Annotated in this window: 11 protein-coding genes; 5 read left to right on the forward strand and 6 right to left on the reverse strand. The window is 60.3% G+C overall.

Features of this window, described 5'->3' with window-relative positions; translation table 11 throughout:
• Positions 1–2: 2 nt before the first annotated feature.
• A complete protein-coding gene (locus tag MTX36_RS00070) occupies positions 3–1277 on the reverse strand; it encodes a hypothetical protein (protein WP_243617748.1) in 1275 nt (424 codons plus the stop codon).
• A gap of 318 nt (positions 1278–1595) precedes the next feature.
• Between MTX36_RS00070 and thrS the strand changes: the two genes are divergently transcribed.
• Positions 1596–2816 carry a threonine--tRNA ligase gene (thrS, locus tag MTX36_RS00075; protein ID WP_243617749.1) on the forward strand — a complete coding sequence of 407 codons (1221 nt, stop codon included), beginning with the start codon at positions 1596–1598 and terminating at the stop codon, positions 2814–2816.
• Here thrS and MTX36_RS00080 read toward each other — a convergent pair.
• Entirely contained in the window at positions 2813–3262 is a 450-nt protein-coding gene (locus MTX36_RS00080; RefSeq protein ID WP_243617750.1) for a MarR family winged helix-turn-helix transcriptional regulator, read from the reverse strand. The genes thrS and MTX36_RS00080 overlap by 4 nt on opposite strands.
• Positions 3263–3405: 143 nt before the next feature.
• Between MTX36_RS00080 and MTX36_RS00085 the strand changes: the two genes are divergently transcribed.
• The gene (locus tag MTX36_RS00085; protein WP_243617751.1) at positions 3406–4599 is read left to right on the forward strand and encodes an MFS transporter; all 1194 of its coding nucleotides are present in this window, start codon (positions 3406–3408) and stop codon (positions 4597–4599) included.
• A gap of 26 nt (positions 4600–4625) precedes the next feature.
• Here the strand turns inward: MTX36_RS00085 and MTX36_RS00090 are convergent, their stop codons facing one another.
• The 4 genes from MTX36_RS00090 to MTX36_RS00105 form a co-directional block, all read right to left on the reverse strand.
• Entirely contained in the window at positions 4626–6653 is a 2028-nt protein-coding gene (locus MTX36_RS00090) for a neutral/alkaline ceramidase (RefSeq protein ID WP_243617752.1), read from the reverse strand.
• An 87-nt stretch (positions 6654–6740) separates the two neighbouring features.
• Positions 6741–7493, reverse strand: coding sequence for an acetoacetate decarboxylase family protein (locus tag MTX36_RS00095; protein ID WP_243617753.1), 753 nt, complete (start codon positions 7491–7493; stop codon positions 6741–6743).
• A 101-nt stretch (positions 7494–7594) separates the two neighbouring features.
• Entirely contained in the window at positions 7595–8029 is a 435-nt protein-coding gene (locus tag MTX36_RS00100) for a cupin domain-containing protein (RefSeq protein WP_243617754.1), read from the reverse strand.
• Positions 8030–8108: 79 nt separating this feature from the next.
• Positions 8109–9350 (reverse strand): DUF2254 family protein, encoded by a 1242-nt coding sequence (locus tag MTX36_RS00105; protein WP_243617755.1) that lies wholly within the window; start codon positions 9348–9350, stop codon positions 8109–8111.
• Positions 9351–9470: 120 nt separating this feature from the next.
• Between MTX36_RS00105 and MTX36_RS00110 the strand changes: the two genes are divergently transcribed.
• The 3 genes from MTX36_RS00110 (at position 9471) to recC (ending at position 15733) form a co-directional block, all read left to right on the forward strand.
• The gene (locus MTX36_RS00110) at positions 9471–11825 is read left to right on the forward strand and encodes an arylsulfatase (protein ID WP_243618212.1); all 2355 of its coding nucleotides are present in this window, start codon (positions 9471–9473) and stop codon (positions 11823–11825) included.
• A 200-nt stretch (positions 11826–12025) separates the two neighbouring features.
• Complete coding sequence (locus tag MTX36_RS00115; protein WP_243617756.1) at positions 12026–12322, forward strand: hypothetical protein; 297 nt, start codon at positions 12026–12028, stop codon at positions 12320–12322.
• Between the two features lie 141 nt (positions 12323–12463).
• On the forward strand, positions 12464–15733 hold the full coding sequence (recC, locus tag MTX36_RS00120) for an exodeoxyribonuclease V subunit gamma (RefSeq protein WP_243618213.1): 3270 nt from the start codon (positions 12464–12466) through the stop codon (positions 15731–15733).
• Position 15734: the final 1 nt, after the last annotated feature.

A 15734-nucleotide genomic window follows, 5' to 3' on the forward strand; every position in this document is an offset into this window, starting at 1 on the left:
GGTCATACTCCGAATATCGCGAGGTGCAGGAAACCGGCCAATGAGCCGAGTACGGCTCCGTGCACGAACAGCAGCCATTCATCTTGTTTGACGGCTGATCGCAGTAGTTCGCTGAAATCTTCGGGCGACAGTTTGTTCATCTGAACCGTGACAAAGACCCGGATTTTCTCGGACTGGCTTTCGGCGAATGCCGCGTCCTCGAAAACGCGGGGGACAAGGTCGAGGACTTCGGTAGTCGCCAGGCTCGGAAGACGGTTGTAGCTCTGTGAACCCACAGTCATTTTGACGACGGATCGTGCCCAGCCGACGGCGTCGTCGACGGATTCTCGTAGTACCTGATCGAGCATTCGTCGAGTGCGGTCCGAACGCGGGCCTTCGAGTAGTTCGGTGCCGATGTTCTCGAGGGTGACAACGTGATCGGCCAGTGTCTTTGCATAGCCGGCAATGATTTCCGTACGGCGCTTGAGGAAGAGTCCTTGCCTCCACGGAACCCAGCGGTTGGGCGTGATGGGTTCGAAGATCATCTTGATGCCGAGGTAGTTCACGACGTAGCCGATGATGACGCCGCCGATGGGCAGCACCCACCAGAACGGCAGGAAATGGAGCACGGCTACCAGTACGAAGCCCATCGGGAAACCGAAGTAGAAACCGAAGTTCTGCATGAAGCGCAGTTCTTTGTTTCCCATGGTTCGGAAGATGTCGTTGAGGAGTTTCGGGTGCGAAGACAGGTATCGGATCACCATGAGTTTGGCGTCGATGAACTCGTCGATGTTCTCTTCGATACGGGCCGTGATGGTGCGAACGCTGGCCGGTAGGTCATCTTCGACCTTGCGGAAGACGGCTTCCTTCACAGGGTTCGGGAGGTTGTGCCAGAGCTGAGGATTCTCGGCGGTCATGATTCGGGTGACTACACCGCGGACTTCGCTCCGCGAGATGGTGACCAGATGCTCCGCGATGCTGTCGGGATCGAGTTCACGATAGAAGTCGGCGATACTGCCGACTTTTGCCAGTGACTTGTCCACCGCGATCGACGCCATTTTCTCGGCGCGAGAGGGCACGATGCCTTGCCAACCGAAACGGCCGTCACTGGTGATTGCCGGGATCACCTGAACTCGGCGCGGCAACAGCGGGAACAAGAACTTGAGTCCCGGAACTTTGATTCCGTGGAAATTGATCGGCGCAAACAACATCAGCACACCAGACCAATTGGTGATGTACCCGATGATTCCGGTGAACAACGGGATGGTGATCAACTGTTCGAGCAAGTGGTCCGGCACCGTTGCCAATCCTCCTCATATCCGAGAATCTCACGTTCGGACATGATCGCCGAAGTTGTGTGTCACTGGCCCGAGAACTGCCATCCCGGTTGCGTCAGCATAGAGTGCCGACAAACTGGGTCTGGGATCGGTTCCGAAGTTAATGTAACCTGACGTCCATGGTCAGCTTTATGCAGTACACGACGACGCCGGTTTTCTTCCGGCGCATCGATTAGCTACTGCTGACCGAACCCATTACCCGCCCCGGGAGTTATCGCCCGGGGCATTGTTATTTCTTGGGCGTGCGGCTCCCGGTTCATCCGAAACGGAGCACTCGTCATGAGCATCGACCACCGCGTACTCGGACGCGAATTGGAACTGTTTGCCACTAATCCCGCCGTCGGCGCAGGCCTGCCGTTGTGGCTGCCCGACGGCGCAGTCATCAGAGCTGAACTCGAAAAGCTGGCTGCCGAGGAGGCGGCCAGGTCCGGTTGCCGGGGCGTCTACACACCAGTCCTTGCCAAGAAGGAGTTGTACGAGCGTTCCGGCCATTGGTCCAAATTTTCCGACGATATGTTTCCGGAAATGAAGATCGGCGGTGAGTCGTTCCTGTTGCGGCCGGCCAACTGTCCGCATCACGCGCAGATATTTGCCGCGCGAGGACGCAGTTATCGAGAGTTGCCTTTTCGAGTCCGCGAACTCGGTTCGATGTTCCGAAGCGAACTGTCCGGGGTTCTCGGTGGGCTGAGTCGGGTCAGGCAGATCAATCTTGACGACGCACATGTCTTCTGCAGTCCCGCGCAGGTACAGGCGGAGGTGATGGTGGCGCTCGACGCAATCGAGCGGTGCTACTCGATCCTGGGGATTTCGGACCGCGAGTATCGACTTTCGATTCGCGGGGCAGAAGGTCAGTATCTCGGTAGTGACAACCAATGGGCGGACGCCGAGGACCAATTGCGTCGTGCCTTGGCGGAGCGGTCGATAAGCTATGTGGAAGCGAAAGGCGAAGCTGCCTTCTACGGACCCAAGATCGACGTCCAGGTACGCGACGCACAGGGCCGGGAAGAAACTCTCTCGACCGTTCAACTCGACTTCAACCAACCTGAGCGATTCGAGTTGGAGTACACCGACGAGGACGGATCCAAAGCGCGCCCGATCATGATTCACCGTGGGCTGCTGGGTTCCATGGAGCGGTTGACCGCGCTGTTGATCGAACGATTCGAGGGCCGAATGCCGCCGTGGTTGGCGCCCAATCAGGTGTCGGTCCTACCGATCGGCGACGAGCATGTAGTCGCTGCTGAAGAACTTCGATGCCGTCTCGCGGATCGTGGCGTCCGGGTTGTTGTTGCGTCGGGCGGATCGTTGGGGCGACGCATTCGTGAAGCGCGAACCCATCGGGATCCCTACATCGCGGTGATCGGGGACAGTGAAATACGTGACGACGCAGTCAATGTTCTGGTTCCAGCGCACGATCAGAAGTCAGTAGTTGATGCGGGAGTCTTTGTGGATCAAGTTGTTTCGGATATCTCGCGCCGATCGCTTACCTCGAGTGCGTACTAGCCGCCTGCCGGGAGCTCATGGAGAGCGCGAACCAAAGGTGCGAGTTCCGGTGTCTTGCAGGCTTCTTCGAGCGCGGCTTCGAGGGTCGCGTCGTGTGTCGGTCGGGCGCTGTCGAGCAGTTCCCGGCCGGCCGGGGTGAGTTCGGTGTAGATGCCGCGGCGGTCGTCGGCGCACAGAATGCGGGTGAGGAGGTCGCGGTCTTCGAGGCGATTGACCAAGCGGGTGGTGGCGCTGCTGCTCAACGCGGCCGCGCGAGCCAGCTGAGCCATCCGCATGTGCCAGCCGTCCTGGCGGCTCAAGGCGTCGAGAACGGTGTATTCGACGACGGACAGTTTGTGCTCACGCTGGAGGGCGCGTTCGAGTTCGGTATCGAGAGCGCCGTGGAGAGCGGCGAGAGTGCGCCACCCCTGCGAGCGGATTTCGACAGCGTCGTCGGCGATCCCCATGTGATTCTCCTTGTCGGTTTCCTACGGCCTCAGGTTACCAGCTTGCGCATGTAGCACGCGCATGCAACTATTTATGACGCGCCTGCAACTACTGCATACGCCTGCTACAGGCTGACGCGTAAATCTGTGAAAGGAACATCGAGATGCCATTGGGTCTCATTGCCCTCGCCATGGGCGGGTTCGGGATCGGCCTCACCGAATTTGTCATCATGGGCCTCCTTCCCGAGGTCTCGGCTGACTTCGAGGTGTCCGAATCCGTCGCCGGCTACCTCATCTCGGGCTATGCACTGTCCGTTGCGATCGGTGCGATCCTGCTGACCGCGGCCGTCATCCGCTTCGAGCGCAAGAAAGTGCTGCTCTCGCTGATGGTGCTGTTCATCATCGGAAACCTGATGTCGGCACTCGCGCCCTCCTACGAGGTGATGATGGGCGGCCGCGTCATCGCAGCCCTGTGCCACGGAGCGTTCTTCGGAATCGGATCCGTCGTGGCAGCAGACATGGTTGCGCCCAACAAGCGCGCCGGAGCCATCGCGATGATGTTTGCCGGTCTCACCATCGCCAATGTTCTTGGTGTGCCGTTCGGAACTCTGCTCGGCCAGCAACTCGGATGGCGCTCGACGTTCTGGGCCATCACCGTCATCGGCATCATCGCAATGATCGGAATTGCCGCACTGGTTCCGACGACGCCCGCAAATGCGTCCAACGGTGGACTGCGCAATGAATTGGGCGCCTTCCGCAACAAGCAGGTCTGGTTCTCGATCGCCATCACAATCCTCGGCTACGGCGGAATGTTCGGCGCATTCACCTACATTGCCTTCAGCCTCACCGAGGTAAGTGGCTTTGCGACGTCCAGCGTTCCGTGGCTTCTCATCCTCTTCGGCACGGGCTTGTTCGTCGGAAACTTCTTGGGCGCCAAGGCAGCTGATCGTGCGCTGACGAAGTCACTCGTGTGGACTCTGGCAATTCTGACCGTCGTACTGATCGTGTTCGCAGCTACTGCGGAGAGCAAGATCATGACCGTCATCTCGCTGTTCCTGATGGGCGCCTTCGGCTTTGCGACGGTACCCAGCTTGCAGATGAGGATCATGAATTACGCGTCGGCGGCACCGACTATGGCGTCGGGGGCAAATATCGCGGCCTTCAACGTCGGCAATGCATTGGGCGCGTGGCTGGGTGGTATCACCATCGCCGCAGGATTCGGGTTCACGTCACCGATCTGGATGGGAGCAGTAGTCACGGTAGTCGGCTTGCTGGTGCTGCTGGTCGCGTCGTCGGTGGATCGTTCGCCGAAGGTGCCGCCCCAATCACCGCGTGAACGTATCGCTTCCCTCGTCTAACAAGGGGAGCGATACGTTCACGTGATTCAGGAAACCTGGAATTCCGTCGTCATGCCGCTGAAAGGCGTGATTTGCCCGGTACCGCGAGCCTTCGACGCACCGAAATGCTGGATCCGGTAGGTGCCGGCCTTGGTTCCGGCGGGTACATCCCAGGTGACGCGGGCGACGGAACTGTTGCTGCCGACGCGACGCCAATGGAGTTTGGTGGACCAGTCGGCGTCGTCGGCGACGCGAGTCCACTGTCCACCGGCGTTGCGCTGGACTTCGTAGAACGTCCCGTTGCGCTGGGTGTCGTTTTTGGGGTGGCCGGTGACAAATTCGACGGCAACCTGCTGACCAGCGGTGCTGTCAGTGGGTTGGATTGTCGCCGTGCCGAATTGTGTTCCGGGCAACGGCTCGTCGAAGTCGACGCCGGGGCCGAAGCTGGGCTGGAAGCCGGACAGGTCAGCGGGTGCGGGGCCACGCGGCGGTTCGACGCCGTCCCGCATGGAGGCTGCGAGCGCGGCGTATCCCTGCTGGTAGGCGGGGAGGGTGTAGCGGCCGAACATCGTCGAACCACCCTCGTACTGCTGGGAATCGTATTCCTGGGGAGTGGTGCAGTAACTCGAGTACGAGTTGGCGTAGCCCTGGAAGATGACGTTTTCGAGCGGTACGCCCAACTCTGCGGCAACTGTTCGACGCACCCGTAGGCCGGAGACGATGGTGAATTCTGCTGGGCCGCCGACGATGTAGAACTGGCCGATGCGCAGGATCTGAATCTTCAAGACGTTGGGGACCCAGCCGCCGGGTGGGAGCAGGCCGACAGGCACTACGACGAGCTTGGGGGCTTGTGCATCTTGAAGCCACTGGGGGACAGGTGCATCCATGCCGCCGAGGGCGTCGATCATGGGATTGCGAGTGCCCTCGGGGAAGATCGGGATTGCCGGACCGTCTTCGATGCTGCCCGCGCTCATGGCGGCACCGATTGCCGCGGGAGCAGTGCGATGTTCGCGTCCGTCCGGGGTGAACTTTCCGCTGACGATCTGGTTTGCCATGTCCAGGTACATGATTCGGCTGTCGACGCCACCGGTGAGAGTTTCCGACGCGGAGTCGAAGGCGGCCTGGGCGGCGGCGACCTGGCGTTGCCCGATGATGCGGGCGTTCTCGAACTCGTCTTCGGTGGGGCCACGTCCCGGTTCGAGGAACAGGTTCGGGGACATGTCGCCACTGTTGGTCTGGGGGAATGCGGCCACAAAGTTGGGAGTGCCGTCGAGGTAGCGGACGCCCTTGTCGTCGTGCTCCCAGAAGTAGGCGGCTGCGCCCTTGTTGTCGCCGGAGATCAGGTGGTTCTCGTTGGTGAGGGACGCGCAGTGGGTGGCGAACCAGTTGATCGAGCCGATGTCCGTGCCACTCTGGCTGATTCGCATGACGCGCATGTGATGGTCGTTGCCACCGGGGTAGTAGGACTTGTCCTCTGCCGGGTTGAGGTCGAAGGCAACTCGGGAGCGGTTGACGCTGGCGTCGGTCAGATCGGAGCGTCCGAACCGCACGGTGCCCGGCGCAAGATCGGCGTGCGCGGCGCTGATTGCTTCGACAATGCCGTTCACCTCGGCTTCGAACACCTGAAGTTCGAAGCCGAGAACCGCGAGGTTGTAGGCGTAGTTGTGGGAGGCGCCGCCACAGGCCGCATGGGAGTGGATGGCTGTCAGCATGACGTTGCGTTCGGTGTACAGGTCACCGAACTTCTGGCCGAGTCGACGCAGTACCTCGTCGTGAACGGACTGGAAGATCATGCAGTTGTCGACGCAGACGTACATCACGCGCGCATTGCCGTCGCCGAAAGCGAAGGCGCGGGCACGCATTCGCTGATGTAGACCTTCGGCGCGCTGCTCGAAGCTCGAGTAACCCATCATGCCGACCTCGGCGACCGGGCCGGTGACGTCGGAGATTCCGACGCCTACCTGCATGGAACCTGAGGGTGCCGAGGCTTCGGCAAAAGCATGCGTCGAGCCCAGTACTGCGAGCGCTGGAGCAACGGCGGCACCTGCCAAGACGGTGCGTCGAGTGATGTTCACGGGTGTCCTTTCCGGCGGCCGACGCCAGTTGGTCAACCGTCCAGCAGTGTAGCCCGTGTCACATATGTGTGGAAAGGGTAGTCGCTCTTAGATTTCTGTCGCCTCTCCGAACGTCATGGAGAGGTTCGAAATCGTGGTGGTCATCAGGGCGCGGCGAGGCAACCCGAGGCGTCGTAGTTCGGCCGCCATCGGATGGCTGCCGAGTTGAAGTTCTGCGCCGCCGGGGCGTGACTTCACGCCCGTCGGTGCCATGTCCCACGACGTGCAGCGGGTGACGCCGTCGAGGTGCGAGTAGGCGGCCAGTGACATGTTCGCTCCCGACCCGGGAACACTCAGTCCGGACTTCACGCTCAACTGGGTGATGAGCTTTCCGTCCCGGGACACTGAACCGCGCTTGACGGACCCCGTGTGCTCGGTATCGAACTCTGCCAACACTTTCGGGAATCCCCAGATCCCGCGGCCCGCGGCTTTGGTGAATTCGCCGTCGACGGGAAGTTCGTGAATGAGTGCGCCTGCGGTGCCGGAAGCCAGCGACCGTAGATCGCTCAGTACCGAGGTCCCTGGCGGGGCGGTATGGCTTCGTACCATGTACGTCACACCGAATTCGTTGTAAGGACCCAGATCTCCGTCCACGTAGTCGACAAATACCAGCCCGCACAGGGCGCGTCCGGGTCGGTACTGAAGCACCGTCAAACCGGTGTAGTCGATGATCGACTGAGCGGTCACGCTGGGCACGGAATACATCGCCATGAAGGCAGATGCGGTCCGGACCTCGACGGGCATTTCGACGATCTTGCCCAGGATGCTGTAACTCACGACGCCACCCCGCTGATCGCACATGATCTTCCGGTCATCGATATCTCCTGCTCCTAGGTGCGCTCGCGCAGTCTTGTGCTCTATAGGAACAGGTTCTACTTAGAGAGGCAAGGGGGAGTAGGCCGTCAGTTGGGCAATTGGCAGCTGGGCTGCGGCGCGTCCTCGGACAGGGGGCTGCCGGTGGGGTTCACGTAGACGATCATGAGGACCAGCGGTGTGGTCTGCGAATTGTTGCCGATGTGAATATTTCCGGATCCACTCGGCTCGACGAGGGTGTTGCCGGTCTGATAGATACCGTCGACGGTGCAGTCGGAGCGGTAGTGGCTCAACGTGCCGGCAGCTACAAATCCGTACAGCGTCCCGTCGTGGAAGTGCCAGCCGGTGGATCCGCCCGGGTCGACGGTGATCTTGCGCAGGACGTAGTCCTTGTCGCCGAATGTCACCTTGCCGAGGATTTCACCGTGCACGCCGGTGCCAGGGGTCGCCGATGCGGTCAGTGGCGTCAGAGACAGGCCGACTGCGGCGGACAGGGCGAGCAGAACCTGATGTCGTTTACGCATGTGCGGCCTCTCGGAGGGATGTAATCGACAGTTTCCTCCATTTACGTCCGAATTACCCGGGTTTGAAAGATTGTTTCGACTACACCGGATGTTCGTCTCGATCCGATGGAGGATAGAGATAGTGAAAACGCTCGATGAGTCCGTCGATCCAGTCCAATCGCGCCGTGAACACTCGGTGGTGGTGAGGCTGGGATCGGGATCGGGTGCCTACAAGAACCGCTCGAATTCGATTGAGTGCCAACGGTGATTTCACGGATGCGGCGATCAGGTCGTCGAGTCCGGCACGGACGAAGGAGTCCAGGCCGGGCAGTGGGATGACGACGCGCAGTGCGCCGGCATCGTCGGCAATGCTCAGCGGAACGGTATTCAGAGATGACGCTCGAACCAGCAGATCCTCGATTTCGTCGAGAGTTTGGACGGCGGTCGCTGGATCGTTGACCGCCGGCGACAGCGCGCGCAACCCGATGTCGGCGAGCAATCGCAGTGCTAGCAGCGGATCCTGGGTGAAGGTTCTTTCTCGTCCACCGACGAGGCAGTCCACGACGGTTGCGTCGGGGAGATAGCCATTGTGCACTTCAGCGATGGGAGTTCCGTATTGCAAGGTAGTGCCCGGAATCTGGAGCAGGACAACCAGCGCGTCGGCCGCTTGCGCTGCGCCCCGGAGTTGATTGACCAGAATTTGTTGGAGCACCGCAGGTGGGTGGGGCCAGATGATTGTCGAATGCATCGTCGATCCCGATAGTGTTGGGGCCGATCGATTTTCATCAGTCGGTGGATAGACGGAGTCAAGAACGAGGCGTCCGCGATCTGCGATGGACGCCAGTGCCGGTGCCAACTGTATTGATGCAAAAGCTCTCAACTGGAGCACCCGTAGGAGCGACAACATCGCCAGCAACAACAGAACTGCGACGGTCGGAATGATTACCGACACGTCGTTGTGACCGCTGATCGCAAGGGCAGTGGTGAGGTCGAAGACCGACTGGCCGATGGCGAAGGCGAAAGTTCGCCAAACAATCGGATCGTCGCGAAAAAGCGTCAACCGTGGGGTGAACGTGGTGGACGCCCACTGCACGACCAGGAAAAGGAGTGAGAAGATCACGGCGATCACGCCTAGTACTCCCAGCCCGATGGCCACCAGCATGTCGGACACTTGGCGAGCAGGCAACACGGGTCCACGCTGAACCAACGGAATCGCAAGTCCGGCCGCCAAACCCGCCAGCATCATGACAAGTTGAGCGAACCCAGCCCGCCACCGCCGACGGCGGAGGAGGAAGGCTTTTCCGATCGGGGTCGAATAGCGCTGATCCACCTCTTCGAACATGGGTTATGTCGCGAACCGGGGCATCACCCGAAACGGATGATGTTGTTCCGTCAGCGTCCCTGCGACCCTGGAAAGGAGTCAATGCAAACGGACGGGGTGCAAATTGCCATGACGGATCCGATGAGTCAGCGACGCGAGGTACTGCCGGTCCCGGATCGCCAATATCTGGGGTTGGTGACCTACGACGCGAAGGATCCGGATACGACGTTCCCGCCGATCACACCGCAGTTGCCTCCGGTAGGGGCACCGAACGTGCTGGTGATTCTGCTCGACGATGTGGGGTTCGGTGCCAGTAGTGCTTTCGGTGGGCCGTCGAATAATCCCACCGCGGAGCGATTGCAGCAGAACGGGCTCACCTACAACCGTTTTCACACCACAGCACTCTGTGCGCCGACGAGAGCTGCTCTTCTGAGCGGGCGCAACCATCACTCGGTCGGGATGGGTTCGGTCACGGAGACTGCAACGTCGGCTCCCGGCCTGTCCGGTTTGAAGTCGAATACCAAAGCAGCACTGCCGATGACGTTGAAACTGAACGGATATTCGACGGCTCAATTCGGCAAGTGTCATGAGGTGCCGCCCTGGCAGACATCGCCGGTCGGTCCGTTCACGGCTTGGCCTACCGGAGAGGGAGGGTTCGAGCACTTCTACGGTTTCATCGGCGGAGAGAACAATCAGTACTATCCCGCGCTGTACGAGGGAATCGCTCCGGTGGAACCGGAGAAGACGCCGGAGGAGGGTTATCACCTCACCGAGGACCTCGCGGACCACGCGATCGACTGGGTTCGGACGCAGAAGGCCTTGGCGCCGGAAAAGCCGTTCTTCATGTACTTTGCGCCCGGCGCTACGCATGCGCCGCACCATGTTCCGCAAGAATGGACGGATAGATATGCCGGCCGATTCTCGGGCGGTTGGGATGCTCAGCGGGAAACCATTCTGGAGCAGCAGAAGCAGCGAGGCGTCGTACCCGCGGATGCGGTACTGACTTCTCGACCCGATGAGATTCCGGCGTGGGACGAGATGAGTGACGAACTCAAACCGGTACTCGAGCGTCAAATGGAGGTTTACGCAGGCTTTCTCGAACACACCGACTATCACGTGGGACGCGTGGTCGATGCCATCGAGGAACTCGGTGCACTCGAAAATACGTTGGTGTACTACATCATCGGAGACAACGGCGCCTCGGCAGAAGGAACCGTCAACGGTGCCTTCAACGAGATGGCCAATTTCAACGGGCTCGCGGCAATCGAGACGCCGGAGTTCATGGTGGAAGTCAAGGACCTATTTGGTACCAAGGACGCGTACAACCACTACTCGGTCGGGTGGGCATGGGCGATGTGCACTCCGTTCCAATGGACCAAACAGGTTGCCTCGCACTGGGGTGGCACGCGTAACGGCACCATCGTGCATTGGCCGGCGGGAATCGAGAGCAAGGGCGAGACGCGTTCACAGTTCACCCACGTCATCGATGTCGCACCAACGATTCTCGAGGCTGCACGACTGCCAGAGCCTACCTTCGTGAACGGTGTGCAGCAGTCGCCCATCGAGGGCACGAGTATGACGTACTCCTTCGCAGACGCATCGGCGCCGGAACGTCATGATCTGCAGTACTTCGAGATGGCCGGAAATCGCGGAATCTATTACAAGGGTTGGAGTGCCGTCACTCGGCACAGTATCCCGTGGCTGTTCAGTCAGGAGTTGCCGGCACTCGACGACGACGTGTGGGAGTTGTACGACGGAACAAAGGATTGGACGCAAGCGAACGACCTCGCTGCTGAGATGCCCGAGCGGCTGGCGTCACTGCAGCGACTGTGGCTGATCGAGGCCGTGAAGTACAACGTACTGCCGATCGACGATCGAAGATTCGAGCGGTTCAATCCTGCCATTGCCGGACGGCCACAATTGATTTCAGGTAAACGTCAGGTCCTGTTTCCGGGCATGAAACGCCTGAGTGAGCACAGTGTGCTCAGCATCAAGAATCGATCGTTCAGTGTCACTGCGGTAGTAGATATTCCTGAGGGAGTTGCCTCGCAGGGTGTAGTGATCGCGCAGGGCGGCCGATTTGGCGGGTGGGGTCTCTACGTCAAAGAAGGCCGCGTCAAGTTCGTGTACAACCTCCTCGGTATGGCCGAGTTCATTACCGAGGCCGGTGAGGATCTCCCGTCGGGCAAGCATCAGATTCGAGCCGAATTTGCTTACGACGGTGGTGGTCTCGCCAAAGGCGGAGATGTCACCTTGTTCTACGACGGAAAGCCGGTGGGAACCGGCCGCGTCGAGCTGACCCAGCCGATGGTTTTCTCGGCGGACGAAACAACCGATGTCGGAGACGATTACGGAATGCCGGTCAGTACCGATTACGGCGATATCACCAAATTCAACGGACGCATAGACGTCGTGCAGTTGGATGTCGGAGACGATGACCATTCCCACCTCATTGATCCGGAAGAAGTAGCACGGGTAGCGATTTCACGGCAGTAACACCCCCCGTTCGGAAGGGCTGTCATGTCAAACGTCATTCGAAGTATTCACGACCTCGTTCGTCATGCTCGCGGTCCGACGCATCATCACCATCATCGATCACCGCATGCGTCCCGGCGGCTGCGTGCGCATCACTTACTGGTGACTCCCCACGCGTTCGACTGAACGGTCTGTCCCGGCGCAGCAGCTAGGCTCCTGGCATGTATCAGGTCGCTAGTCGACGCCGAAGCCAACCGCCTCCGGCGCGGTTCGTGTTCGAGGCGTTGGTCGAACCACACTGGGAGCCCGTCCGGCATTGGCTTGATCTGATGGAGGGCGAGACCGAACCCGAGATTGTCAGGACAGTCGATCCTGAGTTGGTGGTCTGGTCGTCGATCTGGCGGGATCGACCCGACGCGATTATTCGATTCGACATCGAATCAATCGGAAACAGCACGATGCTGTGTTGGACGCTGTTCGTGGATGACCCGATACCGTCAGACTCGGAGGTGTCCTGATGCGCCGTCGGCTGAACGTACTGATTAACGCCAATCTACGATTCACATTTGGTCAGTAGTACTTCGCAGGGGTCCAGCAAGCGAGACGTGTCGGTGCGCCGTGGTGAGATAGAACCTCATCGGGTGAAAAGGGGCGTTCGAGTGTTGACGTTGTATCGCGCGGAGCGCTCCGACACACTGGTCGCAGCTCTGGCCACTCTCCTTCGTACGCCGCTATCGGACCCCTTTGCCCGGGAAATTATCGCCGTTCCCGCGAAAGGTGTGGAACGTTGGCTCAACCAGCAGCTTTCGGCACGATTGGGCACCACGACGGTGTCGTCGCACGACGGAATTTCTGCGAACATCAGCTTCCCGTCTCCCGCTCGTCTGGTCGACCAGTCCCTCGCCACTGTCAGTGGCATCAGCGCAGACAACGATCCCTGGTCGTCGACGCGTCTGGTGTGGACGGTTCTTGATGCGATCGACGATTCCATTACTGAACCGTGGTGCGGAGTCTTGGCGAAGCACCTTCGGGGGCTCGGGGTGGGCCGACGGTTCGCGTCGGCGTCGCACGTCACCGACTTGTTCCGCAGCTACAGCGCGCAGCGTCCGCAGATGCTGATCGACTGGGCAGCGGGACGGTTCACCGATGGTCAGGGTTCGCCGCTGGCCGAGGATTTCGAGTGGCAGGCCAGATTGTGGACCATTGTTGCAGACCGAATTGATGCGCCTGGCCCAGCTGAACGTCTTGTATCGGTGTGCCGGGCATTGCGCGAGGATGCGTCGTTGGTTGATCTGCCCGAACGATTTTCGGTGTTCGGACCTACCCGACTTCCGGTCGATCAGCGTCTAGTTCTCGATGCATTGGCCGTTCACCGCGATGTGCATGTGTGGTTGCCACATCCCAGCCCGGCACTGTGGGAGCAGCTCGGCAAGGAGTTGCCGACGGCTGCCCGTCGTTCGGGGGATACTTCTGCCCTGATCTCGCCGAATCCATTGTTGTCCAGCCTGGCCCGAGACGTTCGAGAGATGCAGTCGAGTTTTGCAACCATCGATTTCACATCGGTACAGCTGCCCGCTGAGCCCAGAACTCAGACCCTGCTTGCGGCCGTGCAAGCGGACATCATTGCGGACCGTGCACCAGTATCCGGTGTAAAACCTGATGGGACAGTGCAGGTTCATGCCTGTCACGGTCCTGCTCGTCAAGTCGAAGTTCTGCGGGAATCTCTGCTGCGATTGTTCGAGGATGATCCCACTCTCGAGCCTCGAGACGTTCTTGTCATGTGCCCGGACGTCGAAACATTTTCACCCTTGGTACGCGCGGCATTCGGCCAGGGAATTCACGGCCACCCCGGACACCGGCTTCGTGTCCGCCTGGCTGATCGCGGTCTACGCCAAACCAATCCGATGCTGGCTGTGCTGGCCACCCTGCTCGAACTTGCCGACGGTCGTGCAACCGCCAGCCAGGTTCTCGACCTTGCCGCGAGCGAACCGATACGCACACGTTTCTCGTTCTCCGACGACGAGTTGGAGCGGCTCCGTGAATGGGCCACAGCGGCCGGCGCACGGTGGGGAATCGACAGTCGGCAACGCGCAAACTTCGGTCTGGCAGGTTTCAAACAGAACACCTTCAATACGGCTGTCGACCGAATCTTGTTGGGCGCAAGTGCAGACGAATCGGAGAATGCCTGGCTGGATCTGGCGTTGCCGCTCGACGACGTCGAGAGCACCGACATCGACCTCAGTGGACGGTTCGCCGAGTACATCGACCGAATGGCGGTATCGCTGCGCGATCTGGCCGGCCCTCATTCGCCGTCGGAGTGGCTTCGAGTACTCGTCCGAGCTCTCGATCTGCTCACCGATGCGGCCCCGGCCGACGCATGGCAGAGCGCGTCGGCGCACAGCGAACTCGCGAGTGCGCTCCAGTACGGTTCCGACACCACACTTGCGCTCTCCGATATCCGCACGCTTCTCTCGAAAGGCCTGGCCGGCAAGCCGACTCGCGCCAACTTCCGTACCGGTGAATTGACTGTGTGCACCATGGTGCCGATGCGCTCGGTACCGCACCGCGTCGTTGTTCTCCTCGGTCTCGACGACGAGGTATTCCCGCGATCCGGGGGCGTCGACGGGGATGACATCCTGGCCCGCGATCCTATTGTCGGGGAAAGGGATCTGCGAAGCGAAGACAGGCAGCTTCTCCTCGACGCAGTCATGTCGGCCGGCGAGCATCTCCTTCTTCTGTACACCGGAGCAGATCCGGTCACGGGAGCAATCCGTCCACCGGCAATTCCTCTGAGTGGCTTGCTCGATGTACTGAAATCGACTGTCGAACAGGACGGTATGGCGCAGGTACTCACGCGGCATCCGTTGCAGTCCTTCGACCGGCGGAACTTCCAACTCGGTAGTCCGTTCAGCTTCGACGCCGCCGCGCTGGCAGGCGCACGGGCAATCGGGGAAACGCCGATCGAACTGCAGACGGTCCGCTCGGCGTCATTGCCCCTGATGCCGAACGATGACGTGGATCTGGCAGATCTGGTGTCTTTCCTGATTCATCCCGCGCGGGGGTTCCTCCGTCAACGGCTCGGTGTAAAGATTCCGGAGACGGGCGACGACATCGCAGATTCACTCGATGCGGAACTCGACGGGCTGGCAACCTGGGAGTTGGGAGATCGAATGCTCGCCTCCCGCTTGGCCGGTCGCAGTTCCGCAGACTTTCGGGCAGCCGAATGGCGCCGTGGAACCTTACCGCCATACTCGCTCGGTAACACGGTGTTGGGCAACGTCGAGTGGGTAGTGGACCAGCTGGCGGGCCTCACGTTGCCGCATATGAGCGGTGACGCGACCGCTGTCGACGTATCGGTCGAGATCGGTGACGGTCGACGACTCAACGGAACCGTGACGGGCGTCTATGGCAATTCGATTGTCCGGGCGCAGTATTCGTCGCTGGCGGCAAAACATAGGTTGACGGAGTGGGTTAATCTCTTGGCGCTGGCAGCGGCGGGTACTGACGAACAGGTCAATGCGGTGACGGTGGGCCGTGGCGGGAACAGGCGCCCAGCCACTCGGTCGATTCTGGCTGCACCGACCAACGCGCTGGACGTACTGCGTCAGCTAGTCGATCTTCGTGATCGAGGTTTGCATACGCCGATTCCGCTGTGGACCAATGCCACTGCCGAATATGCGAACCGGCGTTTTGGTGGTCTGTCGATCGACAACGCGATGAGTAGTGCCGAGGCAACCTGGGGACGCGCGTTCGGCGACAGAGTTGATCCGAGCAATGTTTACGTATTCGGAGAATCGAGCGCCTTTGCCGATCTCGCGGCAAGCGCACCTCTCGAGGACGAATGTGTGTGGGCCGAAGAACCTACCCGGTTCGGGGTTCTGGCGAATCGACTCTGGCTACCGTTGTTGGCCAATGAAAGTGCGGAGTAGA

Source organism: Rhodococcus sp. ARC_M6 (assembly GCF_022810305.1).
Taxonomy (GTDB): domain Bacteria; phylum Actinomycetota; class Actinomycetes; order Mycobacteriales; family Mycobacteriaceae; genus Rhodococcus_F.

Bases quoted from the DNA above. Each gene is read 5' to 3' on its own strand.
- thrS (WP_243617749.1), top strand. From the start codon at position 1,596: ATGAGCATCGACCACCGCGTACTCGGACGCGAATTGGAACTGTTTGCC.
- MTX36_RS00080 (WP_243617750.1), bottom strand. From the start codon at position 3,262: ATGGGGATCGCCGACGACGCTGTCGAAATCCGCTCGCAGGGGTGGCGC.
- MTX36_RS00085 (WP_243617751.1), top strand. From the start codon at position 3,406: ATGCCATTGGGTCTCATTGCCCTCGCCATGGGCGGGTTCGGGATCGGC.
- MTX36_RS00095 (WP_243617753.1), bottom strand. From the start codon at position 7,493: ATGTGCGATCAGCGGGGTGGCGTCGTGAGTTACAGCATCCTGGGCAAG.
- MTX36_RS00100 (WP_243617754.1), bottom strand. From the start codon at position 8,029: ATGCGTAAACGACATCAGGTTCTGCTCGCCCTGTCCGCCGCAGTCGGC.
- MTX36_RS00105 (WP_243617755.1), bottom strand. From the start codon at position 9,350: ATGTTCGAAGAGGTGGATCAGCGCTATTCGACCCCGATCGGAAAAGCC.
- MTX36_RS00110 (WP_243618212.1), top strand. From the start codon at position 9,471: ATGAGTCAGCGACGCGAGGTACTGCCGGTCCCGGATCGCCAATATCTG.
- MTX36_RS00115 (WP_243617756.1), top strand. From the start codon at position 12,026: ATGTATCAGGTCGCTAGTCGACGCCGAAGCCAACCGCCTCCGGCGCGG.